The following is an 18,016-nucleotide window of genomic DNA, read 5'->3' as shown; positions in this document are numbered from 1 at the left end:
TCTGGATTTGTTTCAATCACGGGGTCTGACGTCGATGCTCACGCGCAAACAACAGGAGCTTCTCCTTTTCATCCATGAGCGCATGAAGGAATCCGGCGTTCCTCCCTCTTTCGACGAAATGAAGGATGCCCTGGATCTCGCCTCGAAATCCGGCATTCACCGCCTGATCACGGCGCTTGAGGAACGCGGCTTCATTCGCCGCCTACCGAACCGCGCCCGGGCGCTCGAGGTGATCAAGCTTCCGGAGGCCTATAACCCCAGTCTTCAGCGTCGCGGTTTTTCGCCGAGCGTCATCGAGGGCAGCCTCGGCAAGCCCCAGCCGGTCGCCGCCCCCGCTGCGCCAAAGCCGATCGCCGACAATGGCAATTCCGTCTCCGTGCCGGTCATGGGACGTATCGCCGCCGGCGTTCCGATCTCGGCGATCCAGAACAACACCCACGACATCGTCGTTCCCGCAGATATGCTCGGCTCCGGTGAGCACTATGCGCTGGAGGTCAAAGGCGATTCGATGATCGACGCCGGCATCTTCGACGGCGACACCGTGATCATTCGCAACGGCAGTACCGCCAGTCCCGGCGATATCGTCGTTGCCCTCGTCGATGACGAGGAAGCAACGCTGAAGCGTTTCCGCCGCAAGGGCGCCTCGATCGCGCTCGAGGCCGCCAACCCGGCTTATGAGACCCGCATCTTCGGGCCCGACCGCGTGAAGGTGCAGGGTAAGCTCGTCGGCCTCATCCGTCGCTATCACTGACGCCGGATGGGCTGGAATCGGTAAAACGATCATTGCGCCAATCATAGGCGCGATGGCGCATCCATGGTCGCGACAAAGCATCGAAGGCGGTGGTGACCTCCAGGGCGGCATCGGCGAAACGCAATTCGAGCGAGCCGGTCCTACGCAGCGTCTCGCCGGTGAAAAGCGTGCCACCTGAACGGCAGCGGTTGAAACGCAGACGGACCGACGTCACGACGATATCGGCCGTATCGCAGGCCGGGCCGAGATAGGCGGCATTGTCGATAACGGTGACGATATGGCCATTGCCAAGTCTTGATGTGCACCAAGCCTTCTTGACGCAGGAAAAACGGTTTGCTTCACCGCCTGCTGCGGCTACCCGCATCGCCGCACTCGCTTCGTTCTGCTGATCGCGGGAAAGCCCGACACGGCGGCCTTCTCCTTCCGGCGGGATGGCCGGACCATCCAGCATCGTCGGCGGATCATGTGTCGGCAGCACCAGCGCTCTCTGCCACTGGTCGAATATGAAATCCGGCGGGTTTTCACGGTTGGAAGCTATTGCCTCAGCCGCGACGACCGCAACCAGACTGCCATCCTCCGAAATCACCAGATCCGGCGGCCGGGGGACCGGCAGAAGCAGCACGATGAGCGTCGAGATGGCGATGATCGATGTGCCGACGTGGCGCAGCCGAGTTCGCAGTAGCGTCAGCAGCAGAAAGCCTGCCACCGCCACTGCGAAATACCAGCCGGGCAAGCGGCCGATGCCGATATCACCGCCCCAGCCGGACACCGTCTTGGCAACCGCAATCACCAGATCGAGGCCGAATCCGACGACCTTCCAGAGCGGAGCGTCCAGACCGAAAGGCATGAGCAACATCGCCAACAATCCGGCCGGCATGACGATGAAGGAGATAATCGGCATCGTCGCAAGGTTTGCCGGCAGGCCGTAAGCCGTCAGGCGATGAAAATGCTCGATCGAAAACAATGCGGTGGAAAAGCCGCCGATCAGCGAGGTCAGGAAGACGCCGCCGAAGAAACCGGCGACGGCAGCCACCGGCCTCATGATCGGCAGTTTCAGAAAAGCGTTTTCGCGGACACGCCTGTCCTTCCACAACTGATAGCCCGATACCAAGGCCAATGTGGCGGCAAAGGACATCTGAAAGCTCGGTCCCAATACTTCCGAAGGTGAAATGGCGATGATGATGAGCGCGGAGAGAACGACATTGCGCAGGCTGATCGACGGCCTGTCGAAGAAGACGGCAATCAGCATGATGGCCATCATGATAAAGGCGCGCTCGGCCGAAACCCCGAAACCGGAGATCAGGTAATAGGCGGTGACGGCGATGAGCGCGCCGGCAGCGGCGATCTTCTTTGTCGGATAGGCTTGGGCGACGCCGGGAAAGAGGCTGAGCAGCATCCGAAAGCCGACGAAGAAGATGCCGGCCGACAGCGCCATGTTGAGGCCCGAGATCGCGACGATATGGGCAAGGCCGGACTGGCGCAGCGCCTCCGTCGTCGCGTGCGATATGGCGCGCCGTTCATCCGTCACCAGGGCAGCGGCAAAGGCGCCGGTATCACCGGGCAGGATCGATCTTATGCGGTCGCCGATGCTGCTGCGCAGCTGGTAGAGCCATTCGAGCAGGGCGTCCGCCGTCGACCTGACCGCCTGCGGGCCTGCCTCCAAGTCGAGTTTCTCCGGCGCACCATAGAAGAAACCGTTGGCGCCGATGCCGTCGAAATAGGCACCGAAGGAGAAGTCGTTGAGCGCGGGAAGTGCGGGGCCCGCCGGCGGCGTCAGACGTGCCTTGCCGGTGATGATGTCGCCGATCTCGAAAGGCGCATCGGCGCCCCGGACGATCGCGGTGATGCGTCTCGGCGGCCGTTTCAGCTCCGGCGCCTCGGTGCCGGCGACGGCAAGAATGTAGCGCCAGCGCCCGCGCCCGTCGCCTTCCCGCCGTTCGACGCGGCCAGTCACCGTCGTCGTCACGGATGAATCGAGGATCACCGTCGAAGCCCGCCAGCTCTCGAACTGAGCTGAGAGCATGCCGCCGGCGAAAAGTGCCAGCGCCATGAAACTTGCGCGCAAGGCCGGTCGGCTGGGATCGGTGAGGAAAACCGCGGCCGCCGACACCAGCAGGCAGAGCAGCGATGCAACGAGGGGAACATCCGATGCCGCAAGAAACCAGAATGCCGAGCCGGCTCCGAGGAAGACCGGCGAGAACAGCAGCAGGCGGCCATGATCGGCCTCTTCGCCCAGCATGTAGGCCCCGGCACGCAGCGATTGCCCGGCGGTGGCGAGCAGCCGACGATGCAATGGAGTCTGCGACTGTGTCCTTACCGATTGAGTCACCACCGCAGGCGCAGGAAAATCTGGCGGATCGGCAAGGCCCACGCCCGCTTGCGGCCGCAATTCGGCTGTCGTCGTTTCCTGCATGCCCCGCTCAAGATCACCCCGCCAAGCCCTAAGAATGCAACCTTCAAGCAAATCCGGCAAGGATAATCGATTGAAATACGAGGGAAAATCGTAAGCGGCAAAAGGCCAGTTGAATCATCGGCTTCCGCTATGCGTGCGGCTCATCGCTGCAGTGCCTAAAAGGTGATGCCGCAATGCACAAAATGCCGTCACGGTAACTTGGCATTAGCGTCACGATCATATAGCTATCGGAAAGGACGCTTAACCCCTATGGCGCTTTTGTGGCGCCACCGACATTTCGGAGGACAGCATGACGGATCAAAGCGCTACAATAAAAATCGGTGACAAATCGGTTGACCTCGCCGTTAAAAGCGGCACGATCGGCCCGAGCGTCATCGACATCGGTGCCCTCTACAAGAACACCGCTTCCTTCACTTACGATCCGGGCTTCACCTCGACCGCATCCTGTGAATCGAAAATCACCTATATCGACGGTGACGAAGGTGTGCTGCTGCACCGCGGCTATCCGATCGAGCAGCTGGCCGAGCACGGCGACTTCCTCGAGGTCTGCTACCTCCTGCTCTACGGCGAACTGCCGACGGCCGCGCAGAAGAAGGACTTCGACTATCGCGTCACGCACCACACGATGGTGCATGAGCAGATGAGCCGCTTCTTCACCGGCTTCCGCCGCGATGCACATCCGATGGCTGTCATGTGCGGCTGCGTCGGCGCACTGTCGGCCTTCTATCACGACTCCACAGACATCACCGATCCGCACCAGCGCATGGTCGCCAGCCTGCGCATGATCGCCAAGATGCCGACGCTTGCCGCCATGGCATATAAATACCATATCGGTCAGCCCTTCGTTTACCCGAAGAACGACCTCGACTATGCGTCGAACTTCCTGCGCATGTGCTTTGCCGTCCCCTGCGAGGAATATGTGGTTAATCCGGTGCTTGCCCGCGCGATGGACCGCATCTTCATCCTGCATGCCGATCACGAACAGAACGCCTCGACCTCGACCGTCCGTCTCGCCGGTTCATCGGGCGCCAACCCGTTCGCCTGCATCGCCGCCGGCATCGCCTGCCTATGGGGCCCCGCGCACGGCGGCGCCAACGAAGCAGCGCTCAACATGCTGACGGAAATCGGCACGGTCGACCACATTCCGGAATATATCGCCCGCGCCAAGGACAAAAACGATCCGTTCCGCCTGATGGGCTTCGGTCACCGCGTCTACAAGAACTACGATCCGCGTGCCAAGATCATGCAGAAGACGACGCATGAAGTGCTCGGCGAACTCGGTATCAAGGACGATCCGTTGCTGGAAGTGGCGATGGAGCTGGAGCGCATCGCGCTCACCGACGAATATTTCATCGAGAAGAAGCTCTATCCAAACATCGACTTCTACTCCGGCATCACGCTGAAGGCGCTGGGCTTCCCCACCACCATGTTCACAGTGCTCTTCGCCCTTGCCCGCACCGTCGGTTGGATCGCGCAGTGGAACGAGATGATCGAGGATCCAGAACAGCGCATCGGCCGTCCGCGCCAGCTCTATGTCGGCGAACCCAAGCGCGACTACATCCCGGTTTCGAAGCGCTGATCGCTTCAAAGCTCAAAAAGAAACCCGGTCAGGAATGGCCGGGTTTTTTCTTTTCCAAAACGTCGAGAAGGATTTCGGCGGCCTGTTCACCGGGCGGCTTTTCCGTCTGCATGCGCTGCCAGATGAGCTCGTAGCCTTCCTTCATGGCCTTCAGCTGATAGGTATCGGCCGACAGCCTTTCCATCCAGCGTGCAAGGCTTGCGCCGCGGACGACATCGTTCAGATATTCCGGCACGACCGGGTAATCGGCGATCAGATTCGGCAGCGCGCCGGTCCAGGTCTTGATGCCCGATGTCAGCATGCGCATGATCCAGTCGACCTTATAGGCGGAGACGACGGGAACGTCGGCAAGTGCGAGTTCGAGTATGACGGTTCCAGACGCCGCCATGGCTGCATCGGCCTCGGCAAAGGCTTTCCATTTTGCTTGCGCGCCGACGACGATCTCCGGCTTTACCGCCCATCCCGCCGTCATTTCGCGGACGAGCGCTTGCCTGTGCATTACGGTCGGCAGAATGAAGCGTGTCTGCCCATTACGGGCGACGATTTCATTCGTGGCAACCTCGAAATAAGGCAGAAGCTTCTGGATCTCGGAGGAGCGCGAGCCGGGAAGAAGCAGGATCGGGCCGTTGCCTGGCTTCCTTCCCACGCGCAGGCGACGTGTCTCCAGCAGCGCTGGGTCGGCGACCAGACGATGCCCGACATATGTCGTCGCCGGCCCATTGAGGCGCTGCATGGCTGCCGGTTCAAAGGGCAGGACGGCAAGCACGTGATCGACATAGCCGAGCATGCGCGTGGCGCGATATTCCTTCCAGGCCCAGACGCTCGGACAGACATAATTGACAACAGGCAGATCGGGTAACGCGGTGCGCACGCGCTTGGCGACGCGATGGGTGAAATCGGGACTGTCGATAATGAGAAGGATATCCGGCTTTGCAGCGACGATCTCAGCCGTGGTGCGACGGATCAGGGCAAACAGCCTTGGCAGCCGGCTCAGCACCTGGGTGATGCCCATGATCGACAGCTCGGAAAAATCGAACAGGGATTTCAAACCTTCCGCCTGCAGTCCCTCGCCGCCAACGCCGACAAGCTCCACCGGTCGGCTGTAAATCCGCTTGAGCGCCGCGATGAGATCGGCCCCGAGCAGATCGCCCGACACTTCACCGGCAATGACGGCGATCTTCAGCGGCGCCCCGTTCATTCGACTCCCCATGCCGGCAGACCGCGGTCGATGCCGCAGACGAACAACCCAGCCTCGTCGGCGGCGCTGATGACCGCGGCCCGATCAAGCACCAGTGAGCGACCGGCTTCGATTGCGATGCCGGCAAGGCCGGCTTTCGCAGCGTTCAGGATCGTCGCAACGCCGATCGCCGGCAGGTCGGCGCGAATATCCTGTTGCGGCTTGCAGAGCTTGACAAGCACGCCGCGGCGGCGCGGCGAGATCCGTCCGGCGGCCCTGAGGCCGGCGACACGGTCCAGCATCTCATCTGTGCCCTCAAGTCCTTCCAGCGCGACGACGCGCCCGCCGATGCTGACTGCACCCTGCCCGACATCCAGCCGGCCAAGCGTCTCGGCGGCATCAGCGGCCTGGCTGATATCGTGCCGGTCTTCCTTGCTGGGCGCGGCGGCGCCAAGCGGGCCAACGGAAACGAGCAGGTCGGGGGCGATCTCGTGGGCGCCGACGACGCGCCGGCCGTTCCCCTCGATCAACCGGATCACCATCTGCAGAACCGTATCGTCGCCGCCGGAGAGCAGTGTGCGAATGGCGGCCGGGACCTTCATCAGAATGCGCAACGTCGGACGGACCTCGCGCCATTCCGGCCGGCGGCGCACGCTCCCCGACATCACAACACGTCCGATGCCATAGCGGATGAAGAGACCCTCAAGGGCGGCGAAATCGCCGATGCCGACAACGGCGTGATCATAGCCTTCCCAGCGTGGCTCGCTCTCGTCCTTCAGCGCGATGATTACAGGATCTTCGCCTGCCGCGCGCGCGGCTTCGGCGACATAGGAAGGCAGAAGGCCGCCGCCGGCAATGATCGCCAGCCGGCCCGCAGCGGTGTCGCCTGTTAAAGCCACGGACTAGCCCTTCTGCCCCCGCGTCGGGGAGGACAGGGCGCGGTCGCTCTCGGCTGCAATGAAGTCGAGGATCTGCACAACCTGCTCGCAATCGGCATATTCCTCGCGGATCGCGGCGGCGTTTTCGCGCACGGAGCCCGTTCCTTCGAAAATCGCCTTGTAGGCCCGGCGCACCCGGTGGATGACGGCGCGGTCGATGCCGGCCCGTGTCATGCCGACGACGTTGAGGCCGCCCAGCAGACCGGGATTACCGTTCAGCATGCCATAGGGAATGACATCGTAACTCACCGCCGACAGGCCGCCGACGAAGGCGTGGCGGCCGACGCGGGTGAACTGGTGAACCGCCGAGCCGCCGCCCAGGATAACGCGATCCTCGATAACGACATGGCCGGCGAGCATGACGTTGTTCGACATGATCACATGGTTGCCGACCCGGCAGTCATGCGCGACGTGGGAGTTGGCAAGGAAAAGGTTGTTGTCACCAACGATCGTCTCACCGCCGAAATCGGCCGTGCCGGTGTTCATCGTGACACCTTCGCGGATTGTGCAATTTGCACCGACCGTCAGCGTCGTTTCCTCGCCGCCGTGGTGCACGCTCTGCGGATCACCGCCGACGACGGCCATTGGGAAGATGCGTGTGCCCTTGCCGATAACGGTGCGGCCGGTGACGATTGCATGCGCCAAGAGCTCGACATTCGCATGCAGGACGACATGCGGCCCGACATGGCAGAAAGGACCGATTTTGACGCCCTCACCGATCGTAGCCCCGTCTTCGACGACGGCCATCGGATGAATACGGGCGCTTTCGGCGATATTGCTCATGCCTGATCCTTACGAACGATCATCGCGCCGATGTCAGCTTCGGCGACAAGTGCGCCGTCAACCTTGGCGTCGCAATGGAATTTCCAGATATTGCCGCGTTGCTTGTTCTTCTTGACGTGGAATTCGACGCGGTCGCCGGGCACGACCGGCTTGCGGAAGCGCGCATTCTCGATGGTCATGAAGTAGACGAGGTTGCCGGTCTGACCTTCTTTCTTGGCGCAGATGGCGCCCGCCGTCTGAGCCATGCCCTCGATCAGCAAAACCCCGGGCATAATCGGCGCTTCCGGAAAGTGGCCGGTGAAATGTGGTTCGTTCACCGTGACGTTCTTGATACCGATCGCCGTGTTGTCGCCGTCGATCTCGATGATCTTGTCGACCATCAGAAACGGATAGCGATGCGGCAGCAGCTTCATGATCTCGGTAATATCAGCCGAAGAAAGCGTCGTCGTGGCTTCCTCAGTCATTTTGCTTGCCTCCAGGGTTCCTCCCGCGCAACTTGGATTTCGATACCTGTTGCGCTGCCTCTCTCAGATAGTCTTTTAGCGGACGTGCAGGTACACCGCCATATTGTCCGCCCGCGGCAAGGTCGGTCATGATACCGCTTTTGGCAGCGATCTGCACGCCATCGCCGATCGTCACATGTCCTTTGATTCCCGCTTGGCCGCCGATCTGCACGCCATTGCCGATTTTCGTGCTGCCGGCGATGCCGACCTGCGAAACGATGGCGCAATGGCGGCCGATCTGGACGTTGTGGCCGATCTGGACCTGATTGTCGATCTTGGTTCCCTCGCCGATCACCGTGTCGTCCATGGCGCCGCGGTCGATGGTCGTGTTGGCGCCGATCTCGACATTGTCCTGGATGATCACGCGGCCGATCTGAACGATCTTGATCATGCCGCGCGGACCCGGTGCATAACCAAAACCGTCCTGGCCGATCCGAACACCGTTGTGGATGATGACGCCATTGCCGATCAGCGCACAGAGAATGCTCGCTCCAGCCGCAATCGAACAATCCCGCCCGATCTTGACATTCGGACCGATGACGCTGTTCGCGCCGATGCGCGTTCCCGCCCCGATCTCGGCATGCGCACCGATAACGGCCAGCGGTTCGACGATCACGCCCTTTTCAAGTTTGGCGCTCCGATGGATCACCGCGCTCGGCGCAATCTCGCTTTCACCCGAAAGAGCGACAGGACGCAATGCTGCGGGATAGAACAAGCCTCCCGCCATTGCGAAGGCAGCATGCGGATTGGACGAGAAGATAACCGGGAGATGCGGAGGAACGAGATCGGCAAGCGCCTTGTCGCAGATTACCGCCGAGGCCTCGCATGTCGCAAATTCCTCGCGGTTGCGGCGCGACAGGATATAGCAGACATCGCCCGCCCCCGCCCGGCTGATGGGGGCGACGGACTTGACGATAACATTGGCATGATCGGAATTGGCAAGTTCCGCCCCAAGAAACTCTGCCAGCTCAGCGAGCCTCAGACCTTCATGGGGCAGAAAAAAAACGTTTTGCTCCATCGGCAATGCTCCAGAACGGAATTGAGTGTTACAGTTCCGGACTGCCGATATCAGAATTGGTTGTTAATGCCAAACTTGAAGTTTTGCGTCTTGTCGAAGTCTTCCTTGAGGACCGGGATTGCGTAATCCAGACGCAATGCACCGAAAGGAGACTGCCAAACGACACCGACACCGACGGAAGCGCGCAGCGAGGCGTCTTCGCCCTCAATGCCGTCGCCCCTCAGGTCGACGTCGTTGCCAAACAAGGTTCCGGCGTCGGCGAAGAGCGCGCCGCGCAGGTTGAAGTCCCGCGGGAAGCCCGGCATCGGGAAAGTCGCTTCAGCCGATGCGGTGAAGTATGTTGTACCGCCCAGCGGATCGTCGTTGTTGCCGGCAACGCGAGGGCCGATACCCTTGTTCTCGAAACCGCGAATGTCGCCATTTGTCAGCGTGAACTGGTCAAAGACGTTCAGGTGCTCACCGAAGCCGACGACATAACCCGCCGAAGCCGAAACCGAACCGATGATATCGGCATCGTCGGCGAGCAGGTGGTAGTAACGGGCCTTGCCGTAGATCTTGTAGAACTGCGAGTCGCCCCCGAGGCCGGCAATTTCCTGCGTCGCCGTAGCGTAGATGCCTTCGCGCGGCAGAACCGTGTCATCGAGCGTGTTGTAGGTCAGCGTCTGCGAGACTGAAGAACGTGTCCACGGGCTGTCCTCAACCAGATGCTGATACGGAGCGGACAGATCGGAAAGATCGCTGTTGTCAGCGTCGTACTTCATCTGCTTGTAGTTATAGCGGAAGGTCGTCGCCAGATCTTCGGTGATCGGCGCCGTGACGCGCAGAACGACGCTGGTTTCCTCGTAGTCGTAATTGTCGTTGCTTGACGTTTCGCTGTGGTTGACGTCGAAGCCGGCCGCCAGGCGGTAGCCGAGGAAATAGGGTTCGGTGAAGCTGACGCCGTAGGCGCGCGAGCCTTCCTGACCACCGCCGGCCGAGATGCGGATGTACTGACCGCGGCCAAGGAAGTTCTTTTCTTCGATCGATGCTTCGAGCAGCAGACCGTCACCGCCGGCGGCATAACCAGCGCCGACACCGAACGAACCGGTCGACTGATCCTGCACGTCGACCACCACCACGACACGGTCCGGGGAGCTGCCCGGCTGCGTGGAGATATTGACGGAAGAGAAGTAACCGAGCGCCTCCAGACGACGCTTGGCCTTGGTGATCATCTGTTGATTGAAGGCGTCGCCTTCGCTCATGTCGAATTCGCGGCGGATGACATAGTCGCGCGTACGGCTATTGCCGCGGATCTCGATGCGCTCGACATAGGCGCGCTCGCCCTGGTCGACGAGATACTCGACGCCGATCGTATTGTTGTTGAGGTCGCGGTTACCGCGCGGCGTGACGCGCGCAAAGGGATAACCGGCGGAGGCCACCTGATCGGAAATCGCTTCGATCGACTTCTGAACTTCCTTGGCGCTGTAGAGGTGGCCCTCTTTCGTGCGCACCAACGGCAGCAACTGATCCGAGCCGACGCCTTCAACGGTCGACTGCACGGTCACCGGACCAAAATTGTAGCGCTGGCCTTCTTCGATGTTGAAGGTGAGCGTGTATTTGTTGGTTGCCTCGTCAAAGCTGGCATCGGAAGAGACGATGCGCATGTCGGCATAGCCGCGATTGTAATAGAACTGGCGCAGCGCTTCTTCGTCGGCGTGGAGCTTGTCTTCGTTGTAGACGTCCTTGCGGGTCAGGAACGAAAGGAAGTTCGAACGCTTGGTCTGGATGACGGCAGCAAGGCGGCCGGCGCTATAGGCGTTGTTGCCGACGAAATTGATCGCATCGATCTTGGTGCGGTCACCTTCGTTGATGACGAAAGCAAGGTTGACGCGGCCTTCGCCCAGCGGCACCACCTGCGTCGTCACCTCGACTTCGCTGCGGCCGGTGGCGGCATAGGCATCCTTGATCGCCTGGATGTCGGACTGAATCTGCGTGTCGCTGTAAGGACCGGCAGCATGCGTCTGGACGATCGTCGCGAGCTTGTCGTCCTTGATCTTGCGGTTGCCGTTGAAGACGACCTGATTGACGAGCTGAGCTTCCTGGACGTTGACGACGAGCGTGCTGCCGGAAACCGAAATCTTCACATCGGAGAAGTAGCCCGTGCCGTAAAGCTGTTTGACTGAGTTATCGATATCAGTGTTCGAGAAACTCTTGCCGGGCGTGATGGTGAGGTTCGACCGGACGGCTTCCGCGCCGACGCGGCTTGCGCCACGCACATCGATGCGCTGGATGACCGCGGCCTCGGCGGCCGTAGCGGAAACGAACGTCAAAGCACCTGCGCCCGAAGCAACAACACTAGCAGACAGCGCAACCGCCGATACTGCGTTCAAAAACTTTGAACCAGCCTTCATTTCACCTATTACCTTTTTTCCCTCGTCCCCGTCCCCGGGAGAACCCGATTCCGGTCACGTGTGTCGTTTTACCCGCTTTTGACATACAAGCAAGGGAGGGCGTTAATTTCTGTTTACTTCATTTCCAAGCGTGACCCATTCGCCACTACAGCCTTGAAACATCGTAAATAAATAGTAATTCCCTTGCCTTACGCGTTTACCCTCAGCTCAGGGTGATGTCGTTCCAGGTCGTGAAAACCATCAATGTCAATATCATTGCCAGGCCTATACGAAATGCAATTTCCTGGGCCTTGGCACCCAGCGGTTTTCCTCTGACCGCCTCCACCGCATAGAACATCAGGTGGCCCCCATCAAGTACCGGAACCGGCATCAGGTTAAGCAATCCTATCGAAACCGACAGCACCGCAGCAAGCTGCAACACTGCCCCTACGCCAAGCTTCGCCATCTGGCCGGTAGCCTGCGCCACACGGATCGGCCCGCCCAGCTGATCGGCCCGCATCGATCCGCTGAAGATGTTGCCGATATATTTGAAGGTGTCCGTGACAATTTGCCCGCTGGCGATCACGCCCTCACGCAGCGCCTGGAGCGGCGTGTAGGTCTGCAGCCGGAAATTGCCGGAGTTCTTGTCGGTGGCGATGCCGATCTGACCGACTTCCATCTTGTTGCCGAACTGATCGGTCTGGTCGACGCGCTGCGGCACCATCGGCACATCGAGCTTCTGGCCGCCGCGCTCGACTGTGACGACAATCCTTTGGCCGGGGCGCATGCCGACATAACGGCGCACATCTTCAAAAGTCTCGACCTTGCCGCCATCGATGGCAACCAGGAGGTCGCCGGGAAGGATACCGGCGGCGGCCGCCGAGCTCTCCGGCTTGACCTCGGCAACGACCGGGTCGGCGATCATGCGGCCATAGACGGTGAAGAGAACAGTAAAGATGGCGATAGCCAGCAGAAAATTGGCGATCGGACCGGCTGCGACGGTCGCGGCACGTTTCCACAGCTTGGCTCCGGCGAAGGAGCGCGCCCTCTCCTCTTCGGACATGGCGGCAAGCTTGTCGCTGTCCGGTTTGCTCGACGCATCCTCATCGCCAAAGAAGCGGACGTAACCGCCAAGCGGGATTACGGAGATCTTCCAGCGTGTTCCATGGCGGTCGGTGAAGCCGAATAGTTCGGGACCAAAGCCGACCGAAAAGGCAAGAATACGAATGCCGCTCCAGCGCCCGACAAGGTAATGGCCCATCTCATGCACGAAGACGAGCAGCGAGAGCACCAGGATGAAGGTGACGATGTTCCCCATCACAAATGCGTATATGCCGGTCATCACGTCCATGGTTCCTTCCGTCGGGGTGCCGCGTCATCAGAGGCCGAACAATGCCGCTCCGAGCGACGTCATGCCAGCTCCCTTTATCTGTGAAAATGATACAGCAAGCAAGAACGCCGCAAAACAGGCGAAAATCAGTCCGTCGACGCGGTCCATGACGCCGCCATGGCCCGGGATGAGACGGCTCGAATCCTTGACGCCGAATTTGCGCTTAATGAAGGATTCGAAAAGATCGCCCGACTGGCTGCAGATCGACACGACGAGCGCCACGCCGGCGGCGGCGACTTCGGCGCCCGGAACGAGGAAATGGGAGAGAAGAACGCCGGCTGCGACCGCAGAAACGGCGCCGCCGATTGCACCAGACCATGTCTTTCCCGGCGAGATCGACGGGGCGAGCTTCGGTCCGCGGAGCGCCCTGCCGACGAAATAGGCGAGGATATCGGTCGCCCAGACGACGGCAAAGACGAAAAGCATGGCGTAAAGACCGGGTTGGTCGTTGCTTCTGATTGCGGCGAGCGCCAGGCCGGTGGCGCCGGCATAGAAGAGGCCGACCGGCAACCACCGGCTCGTGCCGTGCAGGATGATCAGGGCAATGCCGACGGCCGTGACGCCGGCCAGCATGCCGGCGGCGAATTCGAAATTTCCGACAAGCACGAGGAAGGCGACTGCCGCTTCGCCGACCCAGCCGACCACATTGGCGACCCAATCACGCGCAATGCCGGTTATCTTAGACCATTCATAGTAGATCAGCAGGCCGATCACCACGGCCAAGGCACGAAATGCAAAGCCGCCATACCAGGTGGCGACAAGAACGATGACCGCCAGAATCAATCCTGAAACGATGCGGAGCTTCAATTCTCTCTGCATCAGGTGCCGACCGCGGCTGCCTGCGATGACAGGCCGCCGAAGCGCCGGTCACGGGAGGCGAATTTTTCCAGCGCCGAGCGGAAAATCTCCGGGCTGAAATCGGGCCAATATTCCGGGATGAAGATGAATTCGGAATAGGCGGCCTGCCAAAGCAGAAAGTTGGAAAGCCGTTCCTCGCCGCTGGTGCGGATGATGAGATCCGGATCCGGGATGCCGGCCGTGTCGAGGCGTCCGTTGATCAGTGCGGGAGTGATGTCCTGTGCCCGCAGGCGGCCGGACTCGACGTCCCTCGCCAGACTCACGACGGCGCGAGAAATTTCATCGCGCGAGCCGTAATTGAAGGCGATGACCAGCGTCAGCGCCGTGTTGTCCCTGGTGGTCTCCTCCGCCTCAAGCAGCAGGCTGAGAATGTCGCTGCGCAGGCTGTGGCGGTCGCCGATAACCTTGATGCGCACATTCTGGCGATGAAGCTCGGCCAGGTCGCGACGAATGAAAGCCTTGAGCAGACCGAGCAGATCGGAAACCTCGGCTTCGGGCCGGCGCCAGTTCTCCGAGGAGAAGGCGAAGAGGGTGAGATATTTTATGCCGGCCGCGCCGGCGGCGCGGACTGTCTCGCGTACTGCCTCTACGCCCTTGCGATGGCCCATCGTGCGCGGCAAGCCGCGCTGCTTGGCCCAACGGCCATTGCCGTCCATGATGATGGCAACATGCTCTGGCACAGTCACAAATACAGATTCCGACATTTCCCGTCCGGTCTTTCCAGGCAAAGGCACAGGTCCACTAGACCTGCATGATTTCCTTTTCCTTCTCGCCAAGCAAGCGGTCGATTTCGGAAATCGTCTCGTCCGTCATCTTCTGTACCCGTTCGGATTGCGCACGGCTCTCGTCCTGGCCGATTACACCGTCCTTTTCGGCTTTCTTGAGGCCGTCCATGCCGTCACGGCGGACATGGCGAATCGCGACCTTGCTCTTTTCGGCATAGTCGTGCGCCACCTTGACGAGCGACTTGCGGCGCTCCTCGTTCAATTCCGGCAGCGGAATACGCAGGCTCTGACCGTCGACGATCGGGTTAAGGCCGAGATTGGATTCGCGGATGCCGCGTTCGACGGCACTGACCATCGACTTGTCCCAGACGGAAACCGTCAGCATGCGCGGCTCGGGCACGGTGATGTTGGCCACCTGGTTCAAGGGCACGCGCGAACCATAGGCCTCGATCGTTACCGGATCGAGGATGTTGGCCGAAGCACGGCCGGTGCGCAGCGATGCAATATCGCTCTTGAATGCGGAGACCGCGCCATCCATCCGGCGCTTCAGTTCCTTGATATCTATACCTTCACTCATGTCGATGCTCCCGTTTAGAGCGATGCCGAAAAGTCAGCGGCTTTCGGACATCTGATGCTCTAATTCTTTAATGTAGAACATGTTTCAGATTTCAGGCCAACCGGACCTAAAGCTCGATCATGTTCTAGCGAGGGCTGCGCCGAAACCGCGGCGCGGCTTGTATCAGTTGTCGGAGACGATGGTCTTGAGGCCACCGCCCGTCAAGATTTCAGCAAAACCACCCTTCTCGTGGATCGAGAAGACGATAATCGGAATGGAATTTTCCCTGGCGAGCGCCACCGCAGCAACGTCCATCACCGCAAGCCCCCTGTCCAGCACTTCCTGGTGCGTCAGGCGATCGAAGCGGGTCGCATCGGGGTATTTTTTTGGGTCGGCGGTGTAGATGCCGTCCACCTGCGTGCCCTTGAAGATCGCTTGAGCGCCCATTTCGGCAGCACGCAGTGCGGCGGCGGAATCGGTGGTGAAGAAGGGATTGCCGGTGCCGCCGGCAAAGATCACCACGCGTCCCATCGACAGATGATAAAGGGTCGCTCGTTGCGAGAAGCTCTCGCAGATCTCCGGCATGGAGATGGCCGAAAGCACCACCGTATCGATGTTCAGCTTGCGCAGCGAGGTTGCCAGCGCCAGCGCGTTGATGATGGTGCCGAGCATGCCCATATGGTCGCCGGTCACCCGGTCGCCGCCTTTGGATGCGACTGCGACACCCCGGAAGATATTGCCGCCACCGACGACGACGCCGACTTCCACGCCCATGTGCCTTGCCTCGGCAATATCGGATGCAATCCGGTCCGCCACCGTGACATCGATCCCGAAACCCTGGGCACCCATGAGCGCTTCGCCGGAAGCCTTGAGTAGAACGCGTTTATAGACAGGCTCTAAAGACATCTTGGCTCCTCGTAAATTGCCGTGAATGCCCGATACACGAAGGGCACCGCGTTGTCACGCGATGCCCTGGCGTTTTCCCAATTATGGCTGAAAGATCAACCCTTGACGGCAGCCGCAACTTCGGCTGCGAAATCGGTCTCTTCCTTCTCGACGCCTTCGCCGAGCAGAAGACGGGCCATGCCGGCAACTTCGATCGGCGCGCCGACGGCCTTTTCAGCTTCCTTGATGGCGGCTGCGACGGTGAGATCCGGATTGATGACGAAAGACTGCGAGAGAAGAGCAACTTCTTCGAAGAACTTGCGCATGCGGCCTTCGACCATCTTTTCGATGATGTTGTCGGGCTTGCCCGACGCGCGCGACTGCTCGATGAAAACGTTGCGCTCGCGCTCGGCGACGGCGGCATCGACTTCTTCCGGGCGGATCGCCAGCGGCGCGGTCGCGGCAATGTGCATGGCGACCTGGCGGCCGATTGCGTTCAGGGCTTCCTTGTCACCGGTCGACTTCAGCGCGACGAGAACGCCGAGCTTGCCGAGGCCGTCGGAAACCGCGTTGTGAATATAGGTGGCGACTATGCCGTCCTCGACGGACAGAGCGATCGAACGCCGCAGGTTCATGTTCTCGCCGATCGTTGCGATCGCATCCTTGATCGTGTCGGAAACGGACTTGCCGGATGCCGGATAGGTTGCGGCAGCCACCGCGTCGACAGTGCCATCCGTCGAAACGGCGACCTTGGCGATGCCGCGGACGAGATCCTGGAAGGCATCGTTACGCGCGACGAAGTCGGTTTCGGAGTTGACTTCGACGACGACGGCCTTCGTGCCTTGGCTCGAAACGCCAACGAGGCCTTCGGCGGCGGTGCGGCCGGACTTTTTGTCGGCCTTGGCAATGCCCTTGGCGCGCAGCCAGTCGATCGCCGCTTCCATGTCGCCATTGGTTTCTGCAAGAGCCTTCTTGCAATCCATCATGCCTGCGCCGGTCTTTTCGCGCAGTTCCTTCACCATTGCAGCCGTAATCTCGCTCATTATCTTCCTCTTGTCGGTTCAAAGGGTGGACCGCAAAGCGGCGCGGCACCGGATTGAGGCACGAAATGTACCTGTATGTATGACAGCGTGATGAAGACGCGCCATAACGAAACTGTATTGGCGGAACGCCTGACGCCTCCGCCTTGAAACAGGTAAGGCCGCCGAACTTCGATGAGTCGCGAGCGGCCTTCCCAGTCTATGCAAGCTTCGACGGAGTTTTGTCTCCGCCCGCCTTCATCAGCCTTCGGCTGCTTCCTCGAGAGCCGGCTCGACCGGAACTTCGGAGGATGCGCCGAGATCACGGCCGGAAGAGCTCTGCTGGCGCGCAATGCCGTCGATGGCAGCGCGAGAGATCAGCTCGCAGTAAAGAGCGATGGCGCGCGATGCGTCGTCATTGCCCGGGATCGGATAGTCGATCAGGTCCGGATCGCAGTTCGAATCGATGATGGCAACGACCGGGATGCCGAGGCGCTTGGCTTCGTCGATCGCGATCTTTTCCTTGTTGGTGTCGATGATGAACATCAGGTCGGGCGTGCCGCCCATATCGCGGATACCGCCGAGAGCCTTGTCGAGCTTTTCGCGTTCGCGCTCGAGGTTCAGGCGTTCCTTCTTGGTGAAGCCCTGGGCTTCGCCGTTGAGGATCTCGTCGAGCTTGCGCAGGCGCTGGATCGAGTTGGAGATCGTCTTCCAGTTCGTCATCATGCCGCCGAGCCAGCGCGAATTGACGTAGTACTGGGCTGAGCGCTTGGCGCTGTCGGCGATGATTTCGGAAGCCTGGCGCTTGGTGCCGACGAAGAGAACGCGGCCGCCACGGGCAACTGTGTCGCTGACGACCTGAAGGGCGCGCGACAGCATCGGAACGGTCTGGGCGAGATCGATGATGTGAATGTTGTTGCGATCGCCGAAGATATACGGCTTCATCTTCGGGTTCCACCGATGGGTCTGGTGGCCGAAGTGGACGCCTGCTTCAAGAAGCTGACGCATAGAAAAATCAGGCAATGCCATGCCTTGTTACTCCTTTTCCGGTT

General features: G+C 60.6%; 16 protein-coding genes. 2 read left to right on the top strand and 14 right to left on the bottom strand.

Features of this window, described 5'->3' with window-relative positions; translation table 11 throughout:
* Positions 1-34: 34 nt before the first annotated feature.
* Complete coding sequence (gene lexA, locus AC13QO_RS13525) at positions 35-751, top strand: transcriptional repressor LexA (protein WP_488540859.1); 717 nt, start codon at positions 35-37, stop codon at positions 749-751.
* Here lexA and AC13QO_RS13520 read toward each other — a convergent pair.
* Positions 732-3,164, bottom strand: a complete 2,433-nt coding sequence (locus tag AC13QO_RS13520) for a ComEC/Rec2 family competence protein (protein WP_488540858.1) — start codon at positions 3,162-3,164, stop codon at positions 732-734. The genes lexA and AC13QO_RS13520 overlap by 20 nt on opposite strands.
* Before the next feature lie 289 nt (positions 3,165-3,453).
* On the opposite strand from AC13QO_RS13520, the gene gltA reads away from it, so the two are divergent.
* Entirely contained in the window at positions 3,454-4,743 is a 1,290-nt protein-coding gene (gene gltA, locus AC13QO_RS13515; RefSeq protein WP_004678636.1) for a citrate synthase, read from the top strand.
* Positions 4,744-4,771: 28 nt separating this feature from the next.
* Here gltA and lpxB read toward each other — a convergent pair whose 3' ends face one another.
* The 13 genes from lpxB to rpsB form a co-directional block, all read right to left on the bottom strand.
* A complete protein-coding gene (gene lpxB, locus AC13QO_RS13510; RefSeq protein WP_488540857.1) occupies positions 4,772-5,941 on the bottom strand; it encodes a lipid-A-disaccharide synthase in 1,170 nt (389 codons plus the stop codon).
* On the bottom strand, positions 5,938-6,819 hold the full coding sequence (locus tag AC13QO_RS13505) for a UDP-2,3-diacylglucosamine diphosphatase LpxI domain-containing protein (protein ID WP_183701035.1): 882 nt from the start codon (positions 6,817-6,819) through the stop codon (positions 5,938-5,940). Before AC13QO_RS13505 ends, lpxB begins: the two co-directional genes overlap by 4 nt.
* Before the next feature lie 3 nt (positions 6,820-6,822).
* Positions 6,823-7,641, bottom strand: coding sequence for an acyl-ACP--UDP-N-acetylglucosamine O-acyltransferase (gene lpxA / locus AC13QO_RS13500; protein WP_085778053.1), 819 nt, complete (start codon positions 7,639-7,641; stop codon positions 6,823-6,825).
* On the bottom strand, positions 7,638-8,105 hold the full coding sequence (fabZ, locus tag AC13QO_RS13495) for a 3-hydroxyacyl-ACP dehydratase FabZ (protein ID WP_011425200.1): 468 nt from the start codon (positions 8,103-8,105) through the stop codon (positions 7,638-7,640). Before fabZ ends, lpxA begins: the two co-directional genes overlap by 4 nt.
* Positions 8,098-9,162, bottom strand: coding sequence for a UDP-3-O-(3-hydroxymyristoyl)glucosamine N-acyltransferase (gene lpxD, locus AC13QO_RS13490; RefSeq protein ID WP_488540856.1), 1,065 nt, complete (start codon positions 9,160-9,162; stop codon positions 8,098-8,100). The genes fabZ and lpxD overlap by 8 nt, the downstream gene beginning before the upstream one ends.
* A 50-nt stretch (positions 9,163-9,212) precedes the next feature.
* Entirely contained in the window at positions 9,213-11,552 is a 2,340-nt protein-coding gene (gene bamA / locus AC13QO_RS13485; protein ID WP_488540855.1) for an outer membrane protein assembly factor BamA, read from the bottom strand.
* A gap of 202 nt (positions 11,553-11,754) precedes the next feature.
* A complete protein-coding gene (rseP, locus tag AC13QO_RS13480; RefSeq protein WP_085778050.1) occupies positions 11,755-12,882 on the bottom strand; it encodes an RIP metalloprotease RseP in 1,128 nt (375 codons plus the stop codon).
* 27 nt (positions 12,883-12,909) lie between these two features.
* The gene (locus AC13QO_RS13475; RefSeq protein ID WP_488540854.1) at positions 12,910-13,740 is read right to left on the bottom strand and encodes a phosphatidate cytidylyltransferase; all 831 of its coding nucleotides are present in this window, start codon (positions 13,738-13,740) and stop codon (positions 12,910-12,912) included.
* A complete protein-coding gene (locus tag AC13QO_RS13470; protein ID WP_488540853.1) occupies positions 13,740-14,483 on the bottom strand; it encodes an isoprenyl transferase in 744 nt (247 codons plus the stop codon). The genes AC13QO_RS13475 and AC13QO_RS13470 overlap by 1 nt, the downstream gene beginning before the upstream one ends.
* 37 nt (positions 14,484-14,520) lie before the next feature.
* Positions 14,521-15,081 carry a ribosome recycling factor gene (gene frr, locus AC13QO_RS13465; protein WP_004678618.1) on the bottom strand — a complete coding sequence of 187 codons (561 nt, stop codon included), beginning with the start codon at positions 15,079-15,081 and terminating at the stop codon, positions 14,521-14,523.
* A 162-nt stretch (positions 15,082-15,243) separates the two neighbouring features.
* Positions 15,244-15,966 carry a UMP kinase gene (gene pyrH / locus AC13QO_RS13460; protein WP_011425194.1) on the bottom strand — a complete coding sequence of 241 codons (723 nt, stop codon included), beginning with the start codon at positions 15,964-15,966 and terminating at the stop codon, positions 15,244-15,246.
* Between the two features lie 95 nt (positions 15,967-16,061).
* Positions 16,062-16,988, bottom strand: coding sequence for a translation elongation factor Ts (tsf, locus tag AC13QO_RS13455; RefSeq protein ID WP_085778047.1), 927 nt, complete (start codon positions 16,986-16,988; stop codon positions 16,062-16,064).
* Positions 16,989-17,225: 237 nt separating this feature from the next.
* A complete protein-coding gene (gene rpsB, locus AC13QO_RS13450; RefSeq protein ID WP_003573382.1) occupies positions 17,226-17,993 on the bottom strand; it encodes a 30S ribosomal protein S2 in 768 nt (255 codons plus the stop codon).
* Positions 17,994-18,016 lie beyond the last annotated feature (23 nt).

This window comes from Rhizobium sp. CNPSo 3670 (assembly GCF_057784555.1).
This window is presented reverse-complemented; position numbering and strand designations above follow the sequence as displayed.